Here is an 18,359-nt window from a genome sequence, read left to right on the forward strand (position 1 = left end):
GCCCCCTTTCGTCGGGGGCGCGGGCCGTCGTCGTACCGGCGGGGCGGGAGCGGCTAGCCGAGCGGGTGCATCCAGCCGTGGGTGTCGGCGGCGTTGCCGGTCTGGAGGTCCAGGAGCGCCTTGCGGAGCTTCATGGTGACCTCACCGGGCTCGCCGTCGCCCTGGGTCCAGTCGGCGCGCTCGGACTTGACCGAGCCGACCGGGGTGATGACGGCGGCGGTGCCGCAGGCGAACACCTCGGTGAGGGTGCCGTTCTCGTTGTCGCGCTTCCAGTCCTCGGTGGTGATCCGGCCCTCTTCGGCGGTGTAGCCGAGGTCGCGGGCGATGGTGAGGAGGGAGTCGCGGGTGATGCCCGGCAGGAGCGAGCCGGTCAGCTCCGGGGTGACGATGCGGTCGCCGTACACGAAGTACAGGTTCATGCCGCCCATCTCCTCGATCCAGCGGTGCTCGATCGCGTCGAGCCAGACCACCTGGTCGCAGCCGTGCGAGGCGGCCTGGGCCTGGGCCACGAGGGAGGCGGCGTAGTTGCCGCCGGTCTTCGCGTCGCCGGTGCCGCCCTTGACGGCGCGGACGTACTCCTCGGAGAGCCAGACGGAGACCGGCTTGACGCCACCGGGGAAGTAGGCGCCGGCCGGGGAGGCGATCACGATGAAGAGGAACTCGTTCGCCGGGCGGACACCGAGGCCGACCTCGCTCGCGAACATGAACGGGCGCAGGTAGAGGGAGGCTTCGCCGGAGTCCGGCACCCAGGCGCGGTCCTGCTTGATGAGCGCGTCGCACGCCTCGATGAACAGCTCGGTCGGCAGTTCCGGCATCGCCATGCGGCGGGCCGAGCGCTGGAACCGCTCGGCGTTGGCCTGCGGGCGGAAGGTGGCGACGGTGCCGTCGGGCTGCTTGTAGGCCTTGAGGCCCTCGAAGATCGTCTGCGCGTAGTGCAGCGTCATGTTGGCCGGGTCCATCGACAGCGGCGCGTAGGGCACCAGCTCGGCGTCGTGCCAGCCGCGTCCCTCGGTCCACTTGATCGTCACCATGTGATCGGTGAAGTGGCGGCCGAATCCGGGGCTGGCCAGGATCGCCTCGCGCTCCGCGGCGGACAGGGGGGTCGAGGAGGGCTTCAGCTCGATCGTGGGCGTCGTCATGAGTGCTTGTCCTTCACCGGTTCGTAGGGCGGACCGCGCTCACGGCGTACTAGGACGTCCGAGCTTCCCCGCATTCCGCGGCCTCACGTTCGATTATCGCGCGCGCGAGGGCTCCGGTGAAACGGGGGTGTTGCGGCCCAGGGGAGATGGTGGCACCCGGGGCCGTGCAGGAAAAGCCGCCGGGTGCGGTGTGCCACCCGGCGGCTTCCTGGAAGTGGAGCTGCCGGGTCAGCCGGCTACTCGTGCGACGAGGGCGTCGCCGATCTGGTCCGTGCTGCGGAAGGTGCCGTCGCGCTCGGCCAGGTCGGCCGAGACCGCGTCCTCGATGCGGGCGGCCTGGGACTCGTGGCCCAGGTGGCGCAGCAGGAGGGCGACGGAGAGGATCGTCGCGGTCGGGTCGGCCTTGCCGGTGCCCGCGATGTCCGGGGCCGAGCCGTGGACCGGCTCGAACATGGACGGGAAGGCGCCGGTCGGGTTGATGTTCCCGGAGGCGGCCAGGCCGATCCCGCCGGTCACGGCGGCGGCCAGGTCGGTGAGGATGTCACCGAAGAGGTTGTCCGTGACGATCACGTCGAAGCGCTCGGGCTGCGTGACGAAGAAGATCGTCGCGGCGTCGACGTGCAGGTAGTCGGTGGTGACCTCGGGGTACTCCTTGCCGACCGTGTCGAAGATGTTCTTCCACATGTGGCCGGCGAAGACGAGGACGTTGTTCTTGTGGACGAGCGTCAGCTTCTTGCGGGGGCGGGCGTTGGCGCGCTCGTACGCGTCGCGCACCACGCGCTCCACACCGTAGGCGGTGTTGACGCTGACCTCTGTGGCCACCTCGGCGGGCGTACCGGTGCGCAGCGAGCCGCCGTTGCCGGTGTACGGGCCCTCGGTGCCCTCGCGGACGACGACGAAGTCGATGTCCGGACGGCCCGCCAGCGGGGTGGCGGTGTTGGGGAAGAGCTTCGACGGCCGCAGGTTGATGAAGTGGTCGAAGGCGAAGCGGAGCTTGAGCAGCAGCCCGCGCTCCAGCACGCCCGACGGGACCGACGGGTCGCCGATGGCGCCCAGGAGGATCGCGTCGTGCCCCTTGAGGGATTCGAGCTCCGCGTCCGGGAGGGTCTCACCGGTGCGGTGCCAGCGCTGGGCGCCGAGGTCGTATTCCTTGGTCTCCAGCTTCACGTCCTGGGGCAGGACCGCGGCAAGGACCTTGAGGCCCTGAGCCACGACTTCCTGGCCGATTCCGTCACCGGGGATCACTGCGAGATTGATGCTGGTCGCCATGTCGGAACCGTACTCCCTGTCCCAGCCCTCGACATGTGCCGTCCAGGATGTGGACAGCACATGTCGTGGGCAGCGGGTGGTCAGTGCCCGGTGGAGCCGCCGTTGTCACGGCGGTCGAGGGCGCGCTGGAGGGCGGCTGCGGCGTTCTTGCGGTCGGCGTCGGCGGGGCGGGAGCCGTGGCGGACGCGGCGGACGGCAGAGGTCTCGGACATGGTGATCGACTCCTTGAGAAGAGAGGGGGATCTTCAAGGCGCCGGAAGGGGCGGGGAACGGTGCGCCACAGGGGTTGCCTGTCTCGGGGCGCACGCTCTCGACCGCCATTCGCTGGATCAGCGAGACGTTCGGCTCCTACAAAGCTAGGCCAGCACGCCCTGTATGTCTCCGCAATTACTCGGACTTCCTACTATCTGAGACGGCGAACCCACCGGAAGGACCTGTCCGAGCCCCTCCCGATCAGTCCGTTTCAGCCCCTCTCAGCCCTGAGTTCCCTGATCAGCGCCCTGACGGCCAGGGTGGAGGCGGATTCCGGCGTGGTGACGTATCCCACGCTCCGCACGGGCCCGCGCGGGCCGAGACCGACGATCTCCACGGCGTCCGTGGCCTCGCGCAGCGACAGCTCGGGCATGATCGCCATCCCCAACCCCCGGCCGACCATCGTCAGCACCATCGCGTCGTCCTCCGCCTTGACGGTGGCGCCGGGGATCCAGTCCTGGGCCCGCCACCACGCACGGGTGTAGGAGCCGCAGTTCTCGTCCCAGTCCAACAGGGGCAGCGCGCGCGGACTCGGATGCCCGGCCGGGTGGACCAGGGCGTACGCCTCCTCGACGAGCACCCCCGTCAGCAGCCCGGGCGGCACCTCGCCGGACCCGCCCAGCGTCGCGATGCCCAGGTCGGCGCGGCCCGCGGCCACCTCGCCCGCGCTGCCGGCCCCCAACTCGCGCACCACGCGCACCTCGGGCCGGATGCCGGGGTGCAGCGCGGTCAACCGCGCCAGGGCCGGCGGCAGCAGGTGCAGGGCGGCGCTGCGGAAGGCGGTGACGCGCAGCGGTCCCTCGACGCGGTCGGCCCCGCAGTCCCGCCCGGCGCCGCGCGCCTCGGCGGCCAGCACCTCGTACAACCGCAGGATCCGGCGGGCGTGGGCGACGGCGCGCTCCCCGGCGGGCGTGGGCCTGGCGCCCGTACGGCCCCGCTCGAAGAGGACGACGCCGAGCTTGGCCTCGCTGCCGCGGACCGAGTGGGAGACGGCGGACTGGGTGAGTCCGAGGCTCTGGGCGGCGGCCGAGAAGCCCCCCGCCGCGGCGACCGCGACCAGCACCCGCAGCTCCTGGGGCAACAGCTCCACGCGCCTCCCACCTCGTTCCATGAGCGTCGTTCATGGATGGCACCCATCCATGAACGCAACCCCCTGCCCGACCCGGTGATTCCTTCCTAGCCTCCTGATCATGACTTCCCAGACCGCGTACGCCGTCCACCAGAGCGCCCGCCCCACCGGCTTCCCGACCGCCGCCGACTTCACCGTCGCCGCCGCTCCCGTCCCCTCCCCCGCCCCGGGCACCGCCCTGGTGGAGAACCTGCTGCTCTCCGTGGACCCGTACCACCGCGGGATGATGGACGGCGGCGAGGGCGGCTTCGAGCTGGGCACCCCGCTGGAGGGCCGCTCGGTGGGCCGGGTGATCGCCTCCCGCGACCCGGGCCTGAACGAGGGCGACCTGGTCTTCCACCGGGAGGGCTGGCGCACCCACGCGCTCGTCACCCGCGGCGTGGCCGGCGCCCGCGTGCTGCGCGGCCACGAGGGCGTACCGCTGGAGGCCTACCTGAGCATCCTGGGCGGCACCGGACTGACCGCCTACGCGGCCCTGACCCGCACGGCGGGACTGCGCGCGGGCGAGGACCTCTTCGTCTCGGCCGCCGCGGGCGGGGTCGGCGTCGCCACCGGCCACATCGCCCGGCTGCTCGGCGCGCGCCGGATCATCGGCAGCGCGGGCTCGGCGGCCAAGGTCGCCCACCTGACCGGCGACCTGGGCTTCGACGCCGCCTTCGACTACCACGACGGCCCGGTCGGCGAGCAGTTGGCGGCGGCCGCCCCGGACGGCATCGACGTGTACGTGGACAACGTCGGCGGCGACCACCTGGCGGGGGCGATCGACGTCCTGCGGGAGTACGGCCGGATCGCCTGGGTGGGCGCGATCTCGATGTACAACGCCGACCGCTCGCCCGCCGCGCCGCGCAACCTCTTCGAGGTCGTACACAAGTCGCTGCGGCTGGAAGGGGTATTGGTTCGCAATCACACCAATCTGCAGGACGAGCTGGAGGACTTCCTCGTCCCGCACCTGCGCAGTGGCCGGATCGGCACCGACACCACCGTTGTCCAGGGCTTCGAGCACACCGTGGACGCCTTCCTGGGCATGCTCCGCGGGGAGAATCTCGGCAAGATGCTCGTCGGGATCGATGGCTGAATACAGCCACCCGAAGTTCACCGAACCCTTACCGCACGGCTGTAGACCTTTGAAGCCCGCGCCGCCACTCTTGCGGCTGACGTGCCGACAGGGCACCCGAGTGGGGAGTGGTGGCCAGTGACTCCGATCAGCCGCAGAGGATTCGTCGGTATCGGCGCGGGGCTGGTGGCGGGGGCGGCGCTGCCCCCGATGACGGCGACGGCCGCCGCGGCCGCCGCGACCGGCACGATCACGGACGTGAAGCACGTGGTGATCCTCATGCAGGAGAACCGCAGCTTCGACCACTACTTCGGCAAGTTGAAGGGCGTCCGCGGCTTCGGCGACCGCGCCGCGGGCAACATCCCGGGCGGCTGGGGCATGTTCAACCAGTACAACTGGGGCGGCCGGCAGTACCCGTGGAAGCTCAGCTCCACCCCGGCCGTCGGCGGGGTCGACGGCGAGACCCTCGCCCAGTGCAACGGCGACCTGCCGCACAGCTGGTCCTCCCAGCACGCGGCCTGGAACAAGGGCCGGATGGACAACTTCGTCACCGGCGTCGGCAACACCCGCACCCTCGGCTACCTCGACCGCGGGGACATCCCCTTCCACTACGGTCTCGCCGACAACTACACCATCTGCGACGCCTACTTCTGCTCCACCCTCAGCGCCACCGGGCCCAACCGCACCTTCCTGTGGAGCGGCAAGGTCGACGCGGGCAGCAAGGACGGCGGCGACGAGTCCGGGCTCACCTGGGAGACCTACGCGGAGGCCCTCCAGCGGGCGGGCATGAGCTGGAAGGTCTACCAGAACGCCCAGGACAACTACGGCGACAACGGCCTGGCCTACTTCAAGAAGTTCACCGACGCCGCCCCCGGCAACCCGCTGTGGGACCGGGGCATGGGATCGGTCCCCAAGGTCACCGGCTCCACCCCCGACGACATCGCCGCCGCCATCCGCGCGGACGTGGTCGCCGGCACCCTGCCCCAGGTCTCCTGGGTCGTGGCCAACGAGGCCTTCTCCGAGCACCCCTACGCCCCGCCCGCCGACGGCGCGCACTTCGTGGACCTGGTCTACCGCGCCCTGGCCGCCAACCCCGAGGTCTTCGACTCGACCGTCCTCTTCCTCAACTACGACGAGAACGACGGCTTCTTCGACCACGTGCCGCCGCCCGTCGCCCCGCCCGGCACCCCCGGCGAGTACATCGACGGCACCCCGATCGGCCTGGGCTTCCGCGTTCCGATGATCGTGATGTCCCCCTGGACCCGCGGCGGTTGGGTCAGCTCCGAGGTCTTCGACCACACCTCCGTGCTCCAGTTCATGGAGACCTGGACCGCGGCCATCGGCACCCCCGCCACCTGTCCGAACATCAGCGCCTGGCGCCGCAAGGTGACCGGCGACCTCACCGGCGTCTTCGACTTCGCCCACCCGGTCTACGGGGTCCCGGCGGGCCTGCCGTCCACCGCGAAGGTGATCGGGCAGTCGACCTGCGGCCCGCTGTCCAACCCGGTCCCCCAGGACAACGCCCTGCCGGTGCAGGAGTCCGGGACCCGCCCGGCGCGCGCCCTTCCCTACCAGGTGAACGGCAACCTCGACCGCTTCGAGTTCGGCGCGGCCGGCAAGATCCTCGCCTGGTTCTCGATGACCAACCAGGGCGCGCAGGCCACGAGCGCGGCGCACTTCCAGATCCGCCCGCACCAGTACCGCGACACCGCGTCCTGGGAGTACACGGTCGACCCGGGCGGCGTCGCGAGCGACTACTTCAACATCGGGACCGGCAGCGGCTCCGGCAAGTACGACCTCTCGATGGTCGGCCCGAACCGCTTCCTGCGCCGGTTCATCGGAGACACCACCAAGGCGGGCAGGTCGATCGAGGTGGCGGCCCGCTTCGCGACCGAGCCGGGAACCGGCAAGACCGCGATCTACTTCAAGCTGACCAACGCCTCCGCCTCGGCGGTCACCTTCACCGTGCGCTCCAACGCCTACCGCACGGACGGCCCCTGGACCTACACCGTCCCGGCGAACTCCTCCCGCGAGGACTTCTGGAACGTGGTGGCGTACTCGAACGGCTGGTACGACTTCACGATCCTGGCCGACTCCGACGGCACCTGGTCGCGCCGCTACACGGGCCACATCGAGACAGGCGCCCCGAGCATCAGCGGCTGAGCGCCCGCTACAGCACGTCCCCGTCGCGCCAGTCGAAGTCGAGTCGCCCGGTGGGGTCCGGCAGGACCCCACCGGGCGGCGCCCACACGTACGTCGACCCCTCCTCCTCGGCGAGCCGCTCCGGCCCGCCGGGCCCCAGGGTCCCGATCTCCCCGCCCCACACGCTCCAGCCCCGGCCCGCGTACAGGGCGGCCCCCTGCTCCGAGGCCGAGAGCGCGCCGAGCACGTAGGCCCCGGCGATCACCTGCTCCAGGGCGGCCACGATCCCCGCGCCCAGCCCCCGGCGGCGCCGGTCGGACCGCACGGCCACGGCCTCGACGTACCCGGTGCGCAGGGACCGGCCCCGGTGCACCACCCGGCGCATGACCACGCTGCCGTGCGCGACGATCCGCTCCCCCTCGTACGCCAGGGCGTGCATCCCGCCGAGCGCGTGCTCGAAGTCGAGGTCGTCGAAGTCCCCCTCGAAGGCGCCCTCCAGCAGGGCCCGCACCTCGCGGAGCCCGTCCTCGCCCAGCCCGGCGGTGTGCACGACGCGTACGCTCATGCGGGGACCGTACCCGCAATGCGGACGCCGAAGGGGGTCGCACCGGCCGGATTCGGCCGACGCGGTGCTGGTCAGGGCGGTACCGCTCTCGGCAGACTCGGCGCATGTCGCCTCAGACCCAGCAATGGACCCCCACCCACGGCGAGCCCTACCGCGCCGTCGCCTACCGGCCCGAGCGGATGCCCGCCCCCGAAACCCTCGCGCGCGCCGCCGACTTGCGGGAGCGGATGGACCAGCGGCGCACGGTGCGCCACTTCTCCGCCGACCCCGTGCCCGAGCAGGCCGTCCGGGACGCGATCGCCTGCGCCGCGACCGCGCCGTCCGGGGCGCACCAGCAGCCGTGGACCTTCGTCGTGGTCAAGGACCCGGCCGTGCGCGCACAGATCCGCGCGGCGGCCGAGCAGGAGGAGCAGCTGTCCTACGACGGCCGCCTCGGCGACGAGTGGCTCGCGGCCCTGCGCCCCATCGGCACGGACGCGGTCAAGACGCACCTGACCGACGCGCCCGCGCTGATCGTGGTCTTCCAGCAGCGCTACTGGCTCGGCCCCGACGGCGCCAAGCGCAAGCACTACTACGTCGACGAGTCGGTCGGCATAGCGGTGGGCATGCTGCTGTCCGCCCTGCACCTGAGCGGGCTGGCGGCGCTGATCCACACGCCGAGCCCGATGCGCTTCCTCAGCCACGTCCTGAACCGCCCCGAGAACGAGAAGGCCTTCGCGGTCATCCCGGTCGGCTACCCCGCCGCCGACTGCGAGGTCCCCGACCTCCTGCGCAAGTCCTTGGACCAGGTCATGGTCGAGGTCTAGGCGTCCCCGGCGCCGTCGGCGGGCGGCTCCTGCCGCCCGCCGAGGGTCGCGGCCAGCCGCATCCCGATCCGCACCCGGTCCTCGGCGGAGCACCCCTCCATGGCCGCCCGCACCTGCCGCAACACCAGCCAGTCCCGCACCACCTTGGCCACCCCCAGCACGGCCGCCGCCACGATCGCTGCGCTCAGCACGCGGGACACACCTCCCCGGTGGTCCGCAGGACGAGCCTGGCCCCGCCCAGGCTGATGATCCCGGCCGCGGGCGGGTCGGGCGGGCCGGCCCCGGGGGCCGGGGCGGCCAGCCCGCTGCGCCGGAGCCCGCGCTCCACCGCCGCGATCCCCGGATCGGCGTCCCACTCGATGACGAGGTCCGAGCGTCCGTGGCCGTAGGTGTTCGCCCGGCCGTGCGCCGCGCCGACGGCGTTGAGCACCCGCGGGCGCCGCAGGACCCGGCTGAGCAGCCGGTCCCGGGCGGCCGTGCCGCGGTCCCAGTCGTCCAGGCGCGCCCGTTCGACGCCGTGCAGCGGGGTGTCCCCGTACCCCAGGGCGATCGCGCCCGCCCGGCTCAGGGGCCGTTGCCAGGCGGGCGCGGACGGCAGCAGCCGGATGGCTCCGCCGCCCGCCGCGCACCGCAGGTGGAGTCCGCCGTCCCCGCGGTGGTCCCGGCGCAGGCCCGGCACCCCGTCGAGGGCGCCGCTCGCGGCGTCGAACATCGGCATCAAGGCGGCGAACACCTGGTGCGACGTCCGCGGATCCAGCTCGATCCCGAGCCCGGAGGCGGTGGGCCGCACCGCCGTGATCCCCAGGAGCGCGCCGTACGTCGGCTCGTAGGTCAGCGCGTCGGCCAGGGCGACCACCACCCGCGCCTCGAAGGCCCGCTGCGCGGGGCTCTCCGCGTCGGGGACGGGGAGAGCGCGCGAGATCAGGCCGTCGGCGGCCCACTGGAGGCAGATGTGGTGCGGCAGGCCCGTGGCCTCGCGGCAGAGGGTGGCCACACGGTGGCGGTTGTCGGTGCGCCGGGACATACGTCTCCTCGGGGCCCCCGTCCCGGCACGGACGCGTAGAGGTCGCGTATCCCCTGCATGAAGCATCCACCCCGCACGGGAACTCGCCAGAGCCCTTCGCCCCCTCGGGAAGCCGGGCCCGAGTTGTGGAGCGTGTCGCCGTGCACGACAACTCCCGCCAGGCTAGCACCGGATGACGGCCCATCGGGAGGGCTTCCGTACCCTGTGACGTTCATCGAGGTCACAGGGGGGAGCGACGCATGCTGCGCGTCCGGTTCGAGGTCAACGGCGGTCCCGAGGTGCTCTTCACGGAGCGGGTGGAGGTGCCCGCGCCCGGTCCCGGGGAGGTGCTGCTGCGCGCCGAGGCGATCGGGGTGACCCTGCCGACCGTCCGCAAGGTCCGCGACGGCGACGGCCCGGTGCCGCTCGGCGGCGAGGTCGCGGGCGTCGTGGAGGCGGTGGGCGAGGGCGCGGACTTCGCGGTCGGGGAGCGGGTGACCGGGCTCTGCTTCGCGCACGCCTACGCCGAGTACGCCGTCGTACCGGCCGCCTTCGCCTCCCGGATCCCGGACGCGGCGGGCGCCGCCACCGCGATCGCCCTGGTCCGCAGCGGGCTGGTGGCGCGCGGGGCCCACGAGGCGGGCTCCCCCGCGCCCGGTGGGTCGGTGCTGGTCACCGCCGCCGCGAGCGCGGTCGGCTCGCTGGCCCTGCAGTACGCCCGGGCGGGCGGGGCGAAGCGCGTGGTCGCGGCGGTCGGCAGCCCCGACAAGGCGGACTTCGTGCGCGCCCTGGGCGCCGACGAGGTGGTGACCTACGACGCCGCCGACTGGGGGGACCCGTACGACGTGGTCCTCGACGGGGTCGGCGGCGCGCTGCTCGGCCCCGCGGTCCGCGCGCTCGCCCCGGGCGGGCGGCTGGTGGCCTTCGGCTCCGGCGGGGGCACGGTGGAGGCGTACGAGCTGCTGGTGCGCGGCGCGTCGGTGATCGGCTTCCAGATGGCGGTGATCGCGCGCGGGAAGCCCGAGGTGTACGCCCGCTGGCTGCGCGAGCTGTGGGAGCTGTGGGAGCGGGGCGTCCTGCGCCCGGCGGTGCACGCCGAGATCCCGCTGGCCGAGGCCGCCCGCGCGCACGCCGTCATCGAGGGGCGGCGCAACCTCGGCAAGGTCGTGCTCGTGCCCTGACCGGCGCACACCACGACCGCGGAAACTGGGACCGCCCCCGCTCCGGACTTGGGGGTACCGGAGCGGGGGCGGGGTTCAGCGGGGCCGCGGAGCGGCCCGTACGGGCATCAGCCCATGTGGGGGTAGCCGTACTCGGTCGGCGGGACCAGGGTCTCCTTGATGGAGCGCGTCGAGGTCCAGCGCAGCAGGTTGGAGGCCGCGCCCGCCTTGTCGTTCGTACCGGACGCGCGGCCGCCGCCGAAGGGCTGCTGGCCGACGACGGCGCCGGTGGACTTGTCGTTGATGTAGAAGTTGCCCGCGGCGAAGCGGAGCTTCTCCATCGCGTCGGCCGCCGCGTAGCGGTCCTGGGCGATGACGGCGCCGGTCAGCGCGTACGCCGACACCGACTCCATCTGCTCCAGCATCGCGTCGAAGGCGTCGTCCTCGTAGACGTGGACGGCGAGGATCGGACCGAAGTACTCGGTCGTGAAGACCTCGTTCGCCGGGTCGGTGCAGGCGATGACGGTCGGGCGGACGAAGTAGCCCTCCGCGTCGTCGTACGTGCCACCGGCGACGATCTCGCAGGTCGGGTCGGCCTTCGCACGGTCGATCGCGGCCTTGTTCTTCGCGAAGGAGCGCTCGTCGATGACCGCGCCGATGAAGTTCGACAGGTCGCGGACGTCACCCATGGTGATGCCGTCGACCTCGGCCGCGAACTCCTCCTTGAAGCCGTCGTTCCAGATCGAGGCCGGAACGTAGGCGCGCGAGGAGGCCGAGCACTTCTGGCCCTGGAACTCGAAGGAGCCGCGGGTCAGGGCGGTCTTCAGGATGCCGCGGTCCGCGGACGGGTGCGCGACGACGAAGTCCTTGCCGCCGGTCTCGCCGACCAGGCGCGGGTAGGACTTGAAGTTCTCGATGTTGTTGCCGACCGTCTTCCACAGGTACTGGAAGGTCTTGGTCGAGCCGGTGAAGTGGATGCCGGCCAGCTCGGGGTGGTTCAGCGCCACCTCGGAGACGGCGATGCCGTCGCCGGTGACCAGGTTGATGACGCCCTTGGGCAGACCGGCGGCCTCCAGCAGCTCCATGAGGAGGACCGCGGAGTGGGTCTGGGTCGGGGACGGCTTCCACAGGACCACGTTGCCCATCAGGGCCGGGGCGGTCGGCAGGTTGCCCGCGATGGCCGTGAAGTTGAAGGGCGTGATCGCGTAGACGAAGCCCTCGAGCGGGCGGTGGTCGCTGCGGTTCCACACGCCGGCGGAGTTCGCGACCGGCTGCTCGGCCAGGATCTGGCGGGCGAAGTGGACGTTGAAGCGCCAGAAGTCGACCAGCTCGCACGGGGTGTCGATCTCCGCCTGCTGGGCGGTCTTCGACTGGCCGAGCATGGTGGAGGCGGCCAGCTTCTCGCGCCACGGGCCGGACAGCAGCTCGGCGGCGCGCAGGATGATCGCGGCGCGGTCGTCGAAGTCCATCGCGCGCCAGGCCGGGGCGGCGGCGAGGGCGGCGTCGATGGCCTCCTGCGCGTCGGCCTGGGTGGCGTTGGCGTAGGTACCGATGACGGACTTGTGGTCGTGCGGCTGCACGACGTCGAAGCGGTCGCCGCCGCCCATCCGCTTCTCGCCGTTGATGGTCATCGGCAGGTCGATCGGGTTCTCGGCCAGCTGCTTGAGCTGGAATTCGAGACGTGCGCGCTCCGGGGTGCCGGGGGCGTACGAGTGGACCGGCTCGTTGACCGGCGCGGGGACCTGGGTCACAGCATCCATGGGGCTGGTAACTCCTTGAGCTAGTTCTCGGTTCGCGGCTAGTTCTTGGTGATCATCGAGCGGACGAAGAAGAGCAGGTTGGCCGGCTTCTCCGCGAGGCGGCGCATGAAGTAGCCGTACCAGTCCGTGCCGTACGCCGTGTAGACGCGCATCCGGTGGCCCTCGGCGGCCAGGCGCAGGTGCTCGTCGCTGCGGATGCCGTACAGCATCTGGAACTCGTACTCGTCGGGCTTGCGTCCGGCCTGGCGGGCCAGTTCCTGGGCGATGGCGATCAGGCGCGGGTCGTGGGACCCGATCATCGGGTAGCCCTCGCCCTCCATCAGCGTCTTCAGGATGCGGACGTACGCCTTGTCCGTCTCGGCCTTGTTCTGGTAGGCGACCTCGGCGGGCTCCTTGTAGGCGCCCTTCACGATGCGGACGCGGCTGCCGGCGGCGGCCAGGCGGCGGGCGTCGGCCTCGGTGCGGAAGAGGTACGCCTGGATCACGCAGCCGGTCTGCGGGAAGTCGCGGCGCAGCTCCTCGTGGATGGCGAACATCGAGTCGAGGGTGGTGTGGTCCTCGGCGTCCAGCGTGACGGTGGTGCCGATGGCGGCGGCGGCCTCGACGACCGGGCGGACGTTGGCGAGGGCCAGCTCGTGGCCGCCTTCCAGCGCCTGGCCGAACATGGAGAGCTTGACCGACATCTCGACCGTCTCGCCCAGGCCCAGCTCGGCGAGGTGCTCGATGAGCTGGAGGTAGGCGTCGCGGGCGGCGTGCGACTGCTCGACGGTGGTGATGTCCTCACCGACGACGTCGAGGGTGACCTCCAGGCCCTTCTGCGTGAGGTCCACCACGATCGGGATGACCTGGTCGACCGTCTCACCCGGGATGAACCGGTTCACCACGGGCTTGGTCACCGGAGCGGCGGAAACGATGCGGCGCATCTTGTCGCTGCGCGAAGCGGCAAGGATCGCGGGACCCAGCACGGGCACCTCCAACGGGTGGCAGAAGTAAAAGAATCGCAAGTAAGACCACCGTGAAACCTAGAGATCGCCTCGATCCTCTGCCATCGACAGCTGTCACGCATCCGTTGCCGCGATCTCATACATATGTCTGAAACATGAACGGGAGGGTGGGAGAATGTCCGGGTGAAAGGCGATTACCAGGACCTGGTGGACGAGATCTCCGCGCTGCTCGGCGCCCCGGCGACGCTGGAGAACCGGGACTTCCGCCTCATCGCCTTCGGCGCGCACGACAGCGAGGACGACCTCGCCATGGACCCGGTACGGACCCGCTCGATCCTGACCCGCCAGTCGACGGCGGCCGTACGGGCCTGGTTCGAGGGGTTCGGCATCACCCGGGCCACCGCGCCCGTCCGGATCCCCGCGGCGCCCGAGGCCGGGGTCTTCCGCGGCCGGATCTGCCTGCCCGTGCGCTACCGGGGCATCGCCCAGGGCTACGTGTGGCTCCTGGACGCCGAGCCCGGGCCCGGGCCGGAGCAGCTGGCCGCGGCGATGGAGGTGGCCGAGCGGATCGGCGTCCTGATGGCCGAGGAGGCGAAGGCGGGGGCCGACCTGTCCCGCGAGTTCCGCGCGCTGGTCACCGCCGGGCGCGGCTGGCAGCGGGACATGGCGGTGGCCGCCCTGCGGGTGGCCCTGGGGCCGGGCGCGGAGGGGCCGCACGCGGTGGTCTGCGTGGCGCCCTGGAGCGGGCAGGCCCCGCCGTCGGTGCCGGGCGCGGCGGCCGTCTGCCTGGTCCCCCGGACCGGCGGGGACGGCGGCGAGGGGCCCTCCGGGTTCGCGCTGGCGGTGCTGGTGCGGCTGCGGACCGCGGACCAGCCGACCCCGGCGCTCACGACGGCGACCCGGCTGCTGGCCGGGACCGCGACCGCCGGGGTCGGGCTGCCCCGGACCGGCCTGGCCGGGCTCCCGGACGCCTGGGAGCAGGCGGTGGCCGCGGCCCGGGCGGCGGCGGCCCAGCCCGGGCTGGGGCCCGTGGCCCAGTGGTCGCAGATCGGCCCGTACCGGATGCTGGCGGCCCTGGCCGAGGCCCCGGAGCTGGCCAGGGACGACCCGGCGACCCGCGCCCTGCTGGCACCGGCCCACGCCGAGTTGGCCCGTACGGCGGAGGTGTACCTCGACTGCGCCGGTCAGGCGGGCCGGACGGCGGCGGCCCTGGGCATCCACCGCCAGACCCTGTACTACCGGCTGGCCCGGGTGGAGAAGCTGACCGGTCTGGACCTCGACGCGGGCGAGGACCGGCTGTTGCTCCACATGGCCCTGAAGGCCTCCCGGCTGCACGGCTGAGTCAGTCGGGCGCCAGCAGATCGCTCTCGCTGACGGTGTGGGCCAGCGGGGGGTAGACGAAGTCCGGTTCCGTGTTCTCCCGGCGCCGCATGCGGTAGAACGCGCGGCGCTCCTCGTCCCCGGCCGGCACCAGGCGCGCTCCCTGCGGGAGGTACGCGTGCCCGTCGCGGAACCGGACGAAGGTCTTCGACGTGCGGAAGGTGACGCCCAGCCATTCGTCGTCCGCCGCCCGGGCCGGGGCGTCCAGCACGATCTTGTGCTTGAGCCGCCGGTTCGCGTCGACGGAGAACACGACGACGCCGTGGTGGGCGAGGGGAATCTCGAACCGCTCTCCCCCGGGCCCCTTCGACTCGAAGATCAGCCTCCGCGACGGGTCCGCTCCGGGATGGCGGTAGCAGGAGAAGACCGCGATGAAGGACCCGTCGGCCAGGTCGAGGGCCTGGTCGCTATGGCTGCCCATGGTCGTGTAGGCGTTCGTGTAGCGCTCCATGAGGGCGTTGTTGAAACCGACCGGCAGCGCCGCGCGTTCCCGGATCCGCTCCGCGAGCCGGTCGTGCACGGCCCGGAAGCGCTGCGCCGGCACCCGGTACGACGTGGTGGTGCGCACCAGGGGCACCCCGCCGGCCGCGTCGGTCCTGACGAGCACGGCGCCGCGCCGGCCCTTGCCCACGTCCTCCCAGCGAGCCGATGCGGACAGCTCCGCGAAGAGGTCCTCCTCGGTCGGCACGAGGTACGAGCGGACCGCGTCGGAGATCCTAGGCTCGGGGGGCAAGGTAGTCCCCCGTGTTCATGCTGAAGGAGAACGCGTCGCCGTAGTCGACGCGGGCCGCGCTCCTGTTCTCCTCGGCGTACAGCCTGCGCAGCTCGTCCAGCCCGGCCTGGGTGGGGGGCCCGAGCTCCACCGGGCCCCCGGGCGCCTTGAGGAAGGTACGGCCGTTCTCGTGGACGGCCTCGGCGCCGGAACAGCGCACCACGTAGCCCAGTCGGGTCGGGAGCAGATCGGGCGCCAGGGCCGAGGGCCTGATCTCGTGCGTGTACAGCCGGTTGGTGGACAGCGGCATGAAGAACACGGAGCCGGGATGGAGGGTCAGGCTGAACTGCTGGGGGAAGGCGTCCCCGTCGAGTTCTCCGGTCGGCTCCTTGAGGCGGAAGCGGAGGGTGGTCAGCCCGCTGACGCCCTTCACCCCGCGGTCGAAGGCGTCGGCGGCGAGGGGCTGGAGCCCGTCGACCCGGTCGTAGAAGGTGCAGAAGGCCATGATCCCGTTGCCGGGCATGTCCTTGGTCTTGTCGGCATGGGCCGAGATCTTGGCCTTGGACTGCTTGCGCCCGTCCGTGGCACGGGTGTTGTGGTAGATCTGGGCGAGGACGTGGTTCAGCGGTGCCTGGTCGCGGAAGACGGAGGCGGCCTCGCGGTTCAGGGCGTCGACGATGTGCGCGTCGGTCGGCCCGAAGCCCTCGGTCGGCCCCGAGAGGTTCGTGGAGCACCGCAGCAGGCGGAAGTGCAGTGCGTCGCCGTCGCGCGTGACGGGCGTCAGATAGATGCCGCTGCGATGGGCCGTTCCGGGCTTGGTGGACTCCGTCAGGGACTGGAACGCGTGCTCCGCGCGGATCCGCCCGAAGTGGTCGTCGCCGGGACGGAAGAAGCGGCGGTAGTACGCGCCGACGCCGTGCACGCGCAGGGGGACCCGGCCGAGGTCCACGACGGGCCACGGCGCGTCGGAGTCCTCGCGGTACCCGTGCGACAGCTCCCGTACGACGAACACCCGGGCGGCCTCGCCCAGTCGGCGGCCGTCGATCCCGGACGCGTCGCCGCACAGGTAGACGGTCTTGCCCGCGAGGTCGACCGCACCGGAACCGAGTTCCCGCGGCGTGATCGTGCTCCCGAAGAAGCCCTTGACCGCGTCGTCGTCCCGCAGGGCCGCGGGCGCGACCAGGACGTTGCCCGTGTCGTCGATGCGGGCTTCCGCCAGACCTGCCGTGTCCATGGGACGCCCCCTGCCCTTCGGTCCTTTTACGGAACAAGGGCCCGGGAGCGACCCCGGGCCCTTGTTTCACACGTTCGTGCGGTGCTGCGGTCAGCCCAGGTTGACGGAGCGGGCGGAGACCGCGCCGATCTCCTCGGAGATGGCCGCGAGGACCTCCACCGGCACCTCGGCGTCCACGGTGAGCACACCGAGCGCCTCGCCGCCCTCCTCGGCACGGGCGACCTGCATGCCCGCGATGTTCAGGCCGCCTTCGCCCAGCAGTCGGCCGACCGCGCCGACCACGCCGGGGCGGTCGGTGTAGCGCAGGACGACCATATGGTCGGCGAGCGAGAGGTCCACGTCGTACTCGCCGATGCCGACGATCTTCTGCAGGTGCTTGGGACCGGCGAGGGTGCCGGAGACCGAGATCTCCTGACCGTCCGACAGGGTGCCGCGCACGGTGACCACGTTGCGGTGGTCCGGGGACTCCGAGGAGGTGGTCAGGCGCACCTCGACACCGCGCTCCTGGGCGAACAGGGGCGCGTTGACGTAGGAGACCGTCTCGTCGACGACGTCCTCGAACACGCCCTTGAGCGCGGAGAGTTCGAGCACCTTCACGTCGTGCTGGGTGATCTCGCCGCAGACCTCGACGTCGAGGCGGACCGCGACCTCGCCCGCAAGGGCGGTGAAGATGCGGCCGAGCTTCTCGGCGAGCGGCAGGCCGGGACGCACGTCCTCGGCGATGACCCCGCCCTGCACGTTGACCGCGTCGGGGACGAGCTCGCCGGCGAGGGCGAGGCGCACCGACTTGGCGACCGCGATGCCGGCCTTCTCCTGGGCCTCGTCCGTGGACGCGCCGAGGTGCGGGGTGCAGACGACCTGGTCCAGCTCGAACAGCGGGGAATCCGTGCAGGGTTCCTTCGCGTACACGTCGAGACCGGCGCCGGCGACGCGGCCCTCCTTGATGGCGGAGTACAGCGCGGCCTCGTCCACGATCCCGCCGCGGGCGGCGTTGACGATGCGGACCGACGGCTTCACCTTGTGCAGAGCCTCGTCACCGATGAGACCGAGGGTCTCCGGGGTCTTGGGCAGGTGCACGGTGATGAAGTCGGCGACCTCCAGCAGCTCGTCCAGCGTCAGCATCTTGACGCCCATCTGGGCGGCGCGCGCGGGCTGTACGTAGGGGTCGTAGGCGACGATCTTCATGCCGAAGGCCGACATGCGCTGGGCGACCAGGACGCCGATGCGGCCGAGGCCGACGACACCGAGGGTCTTCTCGCTCAGCTCGACACCGGTGTACTTGTTCCGCTTCCACTCGCCGTTCTTCAGAGCGGTGTTGGCCTGCGGGATGTTGCGCGCGGTGGCGACGAGCAGACCACAGGCCAGCTCGGCGGCGGTGACGATGTTGGAGGTCGGAGCGTTCACGACCATCACGCCGGCCTTGGTGGCGGACGAGACGTCGACGTTGTCCAGACCGACGCCCGCGCGGGCGACGACCCTCAGCTTCTTCGCGGCGGCGATGGCCTCGGCATCGACCTTGGTGGCGGAGCGCACCAGGATCGCGTCGGCGTCGACGATGGCGGGCAGCAGCTCCGCGCGATCGGCGCCGTTGCAGTGCCGGATCTCGAAGTCGGGGCCGAGAGCCTCGACGGTGGCGGGCGACAGCTCTTCGGCGATGAGTACGACAGGTTTCGAGCTCACGTGGGTCCTCACAAGTCCAGTGCGGACGGCCGTCCCGACGGCCGCAGGCGTGGAGGGGGTAGCCGCGTGGAAGACGCACGACACTGTGGGCCTGACGCGTTGTGTTGAGCAGTGTAATCGCGTTGCGGGA

General features: G+C 71.9%; 17 protein-coding genes. 5 read left to right on the forward strand and 12 right to left on the reverse strand.

Features of this window, described 5'->3' with window-relative positions; genetic code table 11:
• Window positions 1-53: 53 nt before the first annotated feature.
• The 4 genes from ACFWAR_RS21675 to ACFWAR_RS21690 form a co-directional block, all read right to left on the reverse strand.
• Entirely contained in the window at window positions 54-1,139 is a 1,086-nt protein-coding gene (locus ACFWAR_RS21675) for a branched-chain amino acid aminotransferase (protein WP_385779494.1), read from the reverse strand.
• Between the two features lie 228 nt (window positions 1,140-1,367).
• Complete coding sequence (locus tag ACFWAR_RS21680; protein ID WP_385779496.1) at window positions 1,368-2,408, reverse strand: 3-isopropylmalate dehydrogenase; 1,041 nt, start codon at window positions 2,406-2,408, stop codon at window positions 1,368-1,370.
• A gap of 80 nt (window positions 2,409-2,488) precedes the next feature.
• The gene (locus ACFWAR_RS21685; protein WP_351048405.1) at window positions 2,489-2,620 is read right to left on the reverse strand and encodes a hypothetical protein; all 132 of its coding nucleotides are present in this window, start codon (window positions 2,618-2,620) and stop codon (window positions 2,489-2,491) included.
• Between the two features lie 251 nt (window positions 2,621-2,871).
• The gene (locus ACFWAR_RS21690) at window positions 2,872-3,771 is read right to left on the reverse strand and encodes a LysR family transcriptional regulator (protein WP_385779499.1); all 900 of its coding nucleotides are present in this window, start codon (window positions 3,769-3,771) and stop codon (window positions 2,872-2,874) included.
• A gap of 79 nt (window positions 3,772-3,850) precedes the next feature.
• Here ACFWAR_RS21690 and ACFWAR_RS21695 point away from each other — a divergent pair, with 79 nt between their 5' ends.
• Both ACFWAR_RS21695 and ACFWAR_RS21700 read left to right on the forward strand, forming a co-directional pair.
• Window positions 3,851-4,864 carry an NADP-dependent oxidoreductase gene (locus tag ACFWAR_RS21695; RefSeq protein WP_385779501.1) on the forward strand — a complete coding sequence of 338 codons (1,014 nt, stop codon included), beginning with the start codon at window positions 3,851-3,853 and terminating at the stop codon, window positions 4,862-4,864.
• A gap of 117 nt (window positions 4,865-4,981) precedes the next feature.
• Complete coding sequence (locus ACFWAR_RS21700) at window positions 4,982-7,006, forward strand: phosphocholine-specific phospholipase C (protein WP_385779503.1); 2,025 nt, start codon at window positions 4,982-4,984, stop codon at window positions 7,004-7,006.
• A 7-nt stretch (window positions 7,007-7,013) separates the two neighbouring features.
• Here ACFWAR_RS21700 and ACFWAR_RS21705 read toward each other — a convergent pair whose 3' ends face one another.
• The gene (locus ACFWAR_RS21705; RefSeq protein WP_385779505.1) at window positions 7,014-7,550 is read right to left on the reverse strand and encodes a GNAT family N-acetyltransferase; all 537 of its coding nucleotides are present in this window, start codon (window positions 7,548-7,550) and stop codon (window positions 7,014-7,016) included.
• A 104-nt stretch (window positions 7,551-7,654) separates the two neighbouring features.
• Between ACFWAR_RS21705 and ACFWAR_RS21710 the strand changes: the two genes are divergently transcribed.
• Complete coding sequence (locus ACFWAR_RS21710) at window positions 7,655-8,356, forward strand: nitroreductase family protein (RefSeq protein ID WP_385779507.1); 702 nt, start codon at window positions 7,655-7,657, stop codon at window positions 8,354-8,356.
• Here the strand turns inward: ACFWAR_RS21710 and ACFWAR_RS21715 are convergent.
• Complete coding sequence (locus tag ACFWAR_RS21715; protein ID WP_385779509.1) at window positions 8,353-8,547, reverse strand: hypothetical protein; 195 nt, start codon at window positions 8,545-8,547, stop codon at window positions 8,353-8,355. The genes ACFWAR_RS21710 and ACFWAR_RS21715 overlap by 4 nt on opposite strands.
• Window positions 8,541-9,380, reverse strand: a complete 840-nt coding sequence (locus ACFWAR_RS21720; protein ID WP_385779511.1) for a hypothetical protein — start codon at window positions 9,378-9,380, stop codon at window positions 8,541-8,543. The genes ACFWAR_RS21715 and ACFWAR_RS21720 overlap by 7 nt, the downstream gene beginning before the upstream one ends.
• A 239-nt stretch (window positions 9,381-9,619) precedes the next feature.
• Between ACFWAR_RS21720 and ACFWAR_RS21725 the strand changes: the two genes are divergently transcribed.
• Complete coding sequence (locus ACFWAR_RS21725) at window positions 9,620-10,540, forward strand: zinc-binding alcohol dehydrogenase family protein (protein WP_385779513.1); 921 nt, start codon at window positions 9,620-9,622, stop codon at window positions 10,538-10,540.
• A 107-nt stretch (window positions 10,541-10,647) separates the two neighbouring features.
• Here the strand turns inward: ACFWAR_RS21725 and pruA are convergent, their stop codons facing one another.
• Together pruA and ACFWAR_RS21735 are read right to left on the reverse strand one after the other, a co-directional pair.
• Window positions 10,648-12,279 (reverse strand): L-glutamate gamma-semialdehyde dehydrogenase, encoded by a 1,632-nt coding sequence (gene pruA, locus ACFWAR_RS21730; protein ID WP_385779515.1) that lies wholly within the window; start codon window positions 12,277-12,279, stop codon window positions 10,648-10,650.
• A gap of 38 nt (window positions 12,280-12,317) precedes the next feature.
• On the reverse strand, window positions 12,318-13,244 hold the full coding sequence (locus ACFWAR_RS21735; RefSeq protein ID WP_330332802.1) for a proline dehydrogenase family protein: 927 nt from the start codon (window positions 13,242-13,244) through the stop codon (window positions 12,318-12,320).
• Window positions 13,245-13,406: 162 nt separating this feature from the next.
• Here ACFWAR_RS21735 and ACFWAR_RS21740 point away from each other — a divergent pair, with 162 nt between their 5' ends.
• A complete protein-coding gene (locus ACFWAR_RS21740) occupies window positions 13,407-14,564 on the forward strand; it encodes a PucR family transcriptional regulator (RefSeq protein WP_385779517.1) in 1,158 nt (385 codons plus the stop codon).
• A gap of 1 nt (window position 14,565) precedes the next feature.
• Here ACFWAR_RS21740 and ACFWAR_RS21745 read toward each other — a convergent pair whose 3' ends face one another.
• The 3 genes from ACFWAR_RS21745 to serA form a co-directional block, all read right to left on the reverse strand.
• Window positions 14,566-15,336 (reverse strand): hypothetical protein, encoded by a 771-nt coding sequence (locus ACFWAR_RS21745; protein WP_385779519.1) that lies wholly within the window; start codon window positions 15,334-15,336, stop codon window positions 14,566-14,568.
• Complete coding sequence (locus ACFWAR_RS21750; protein WP_385779521.1) at window positions 15,320-16,549, reverse strand: hypothetical protein; 1,230 nt, start codon at window positions 16,547-16,549, stop codon at window positions 15,320-15,322. Before ACFWAR_RS21750 ends, ACFWAR_RS21745 begins: the two co-directional genes overlap by 17 nt.
• Before the next feature lie 90 nt (window positions 16,550-16,639).
• Window positions 16,640-18,229 carry a phosphoglycerate dehydrogenase gene (gene serA / locus ACFWAR_RS21755; RefSeq protein WP_354380024.1) on the reverse strand — a complete coding sequence of 530 codons (1,590 nt, stop codon included), beginning with the start codon at window positions 18,227-18,229 and terminating at the stop codon, window positions 16,640-16,642.
• Window positions 18,230-18,359 lie beyond the last annotated feature (130 nt).

The organism is Streptomyces sp. NPDC059917 (assembly GCF_042730635.1).
In the GTDB taxonomy this organism is placed as follows: domain Bacteria; phylum Actinomycetota; class Actinomycetes; order Streptomycetales; family Streptomycetaceae; genus Streptomyces.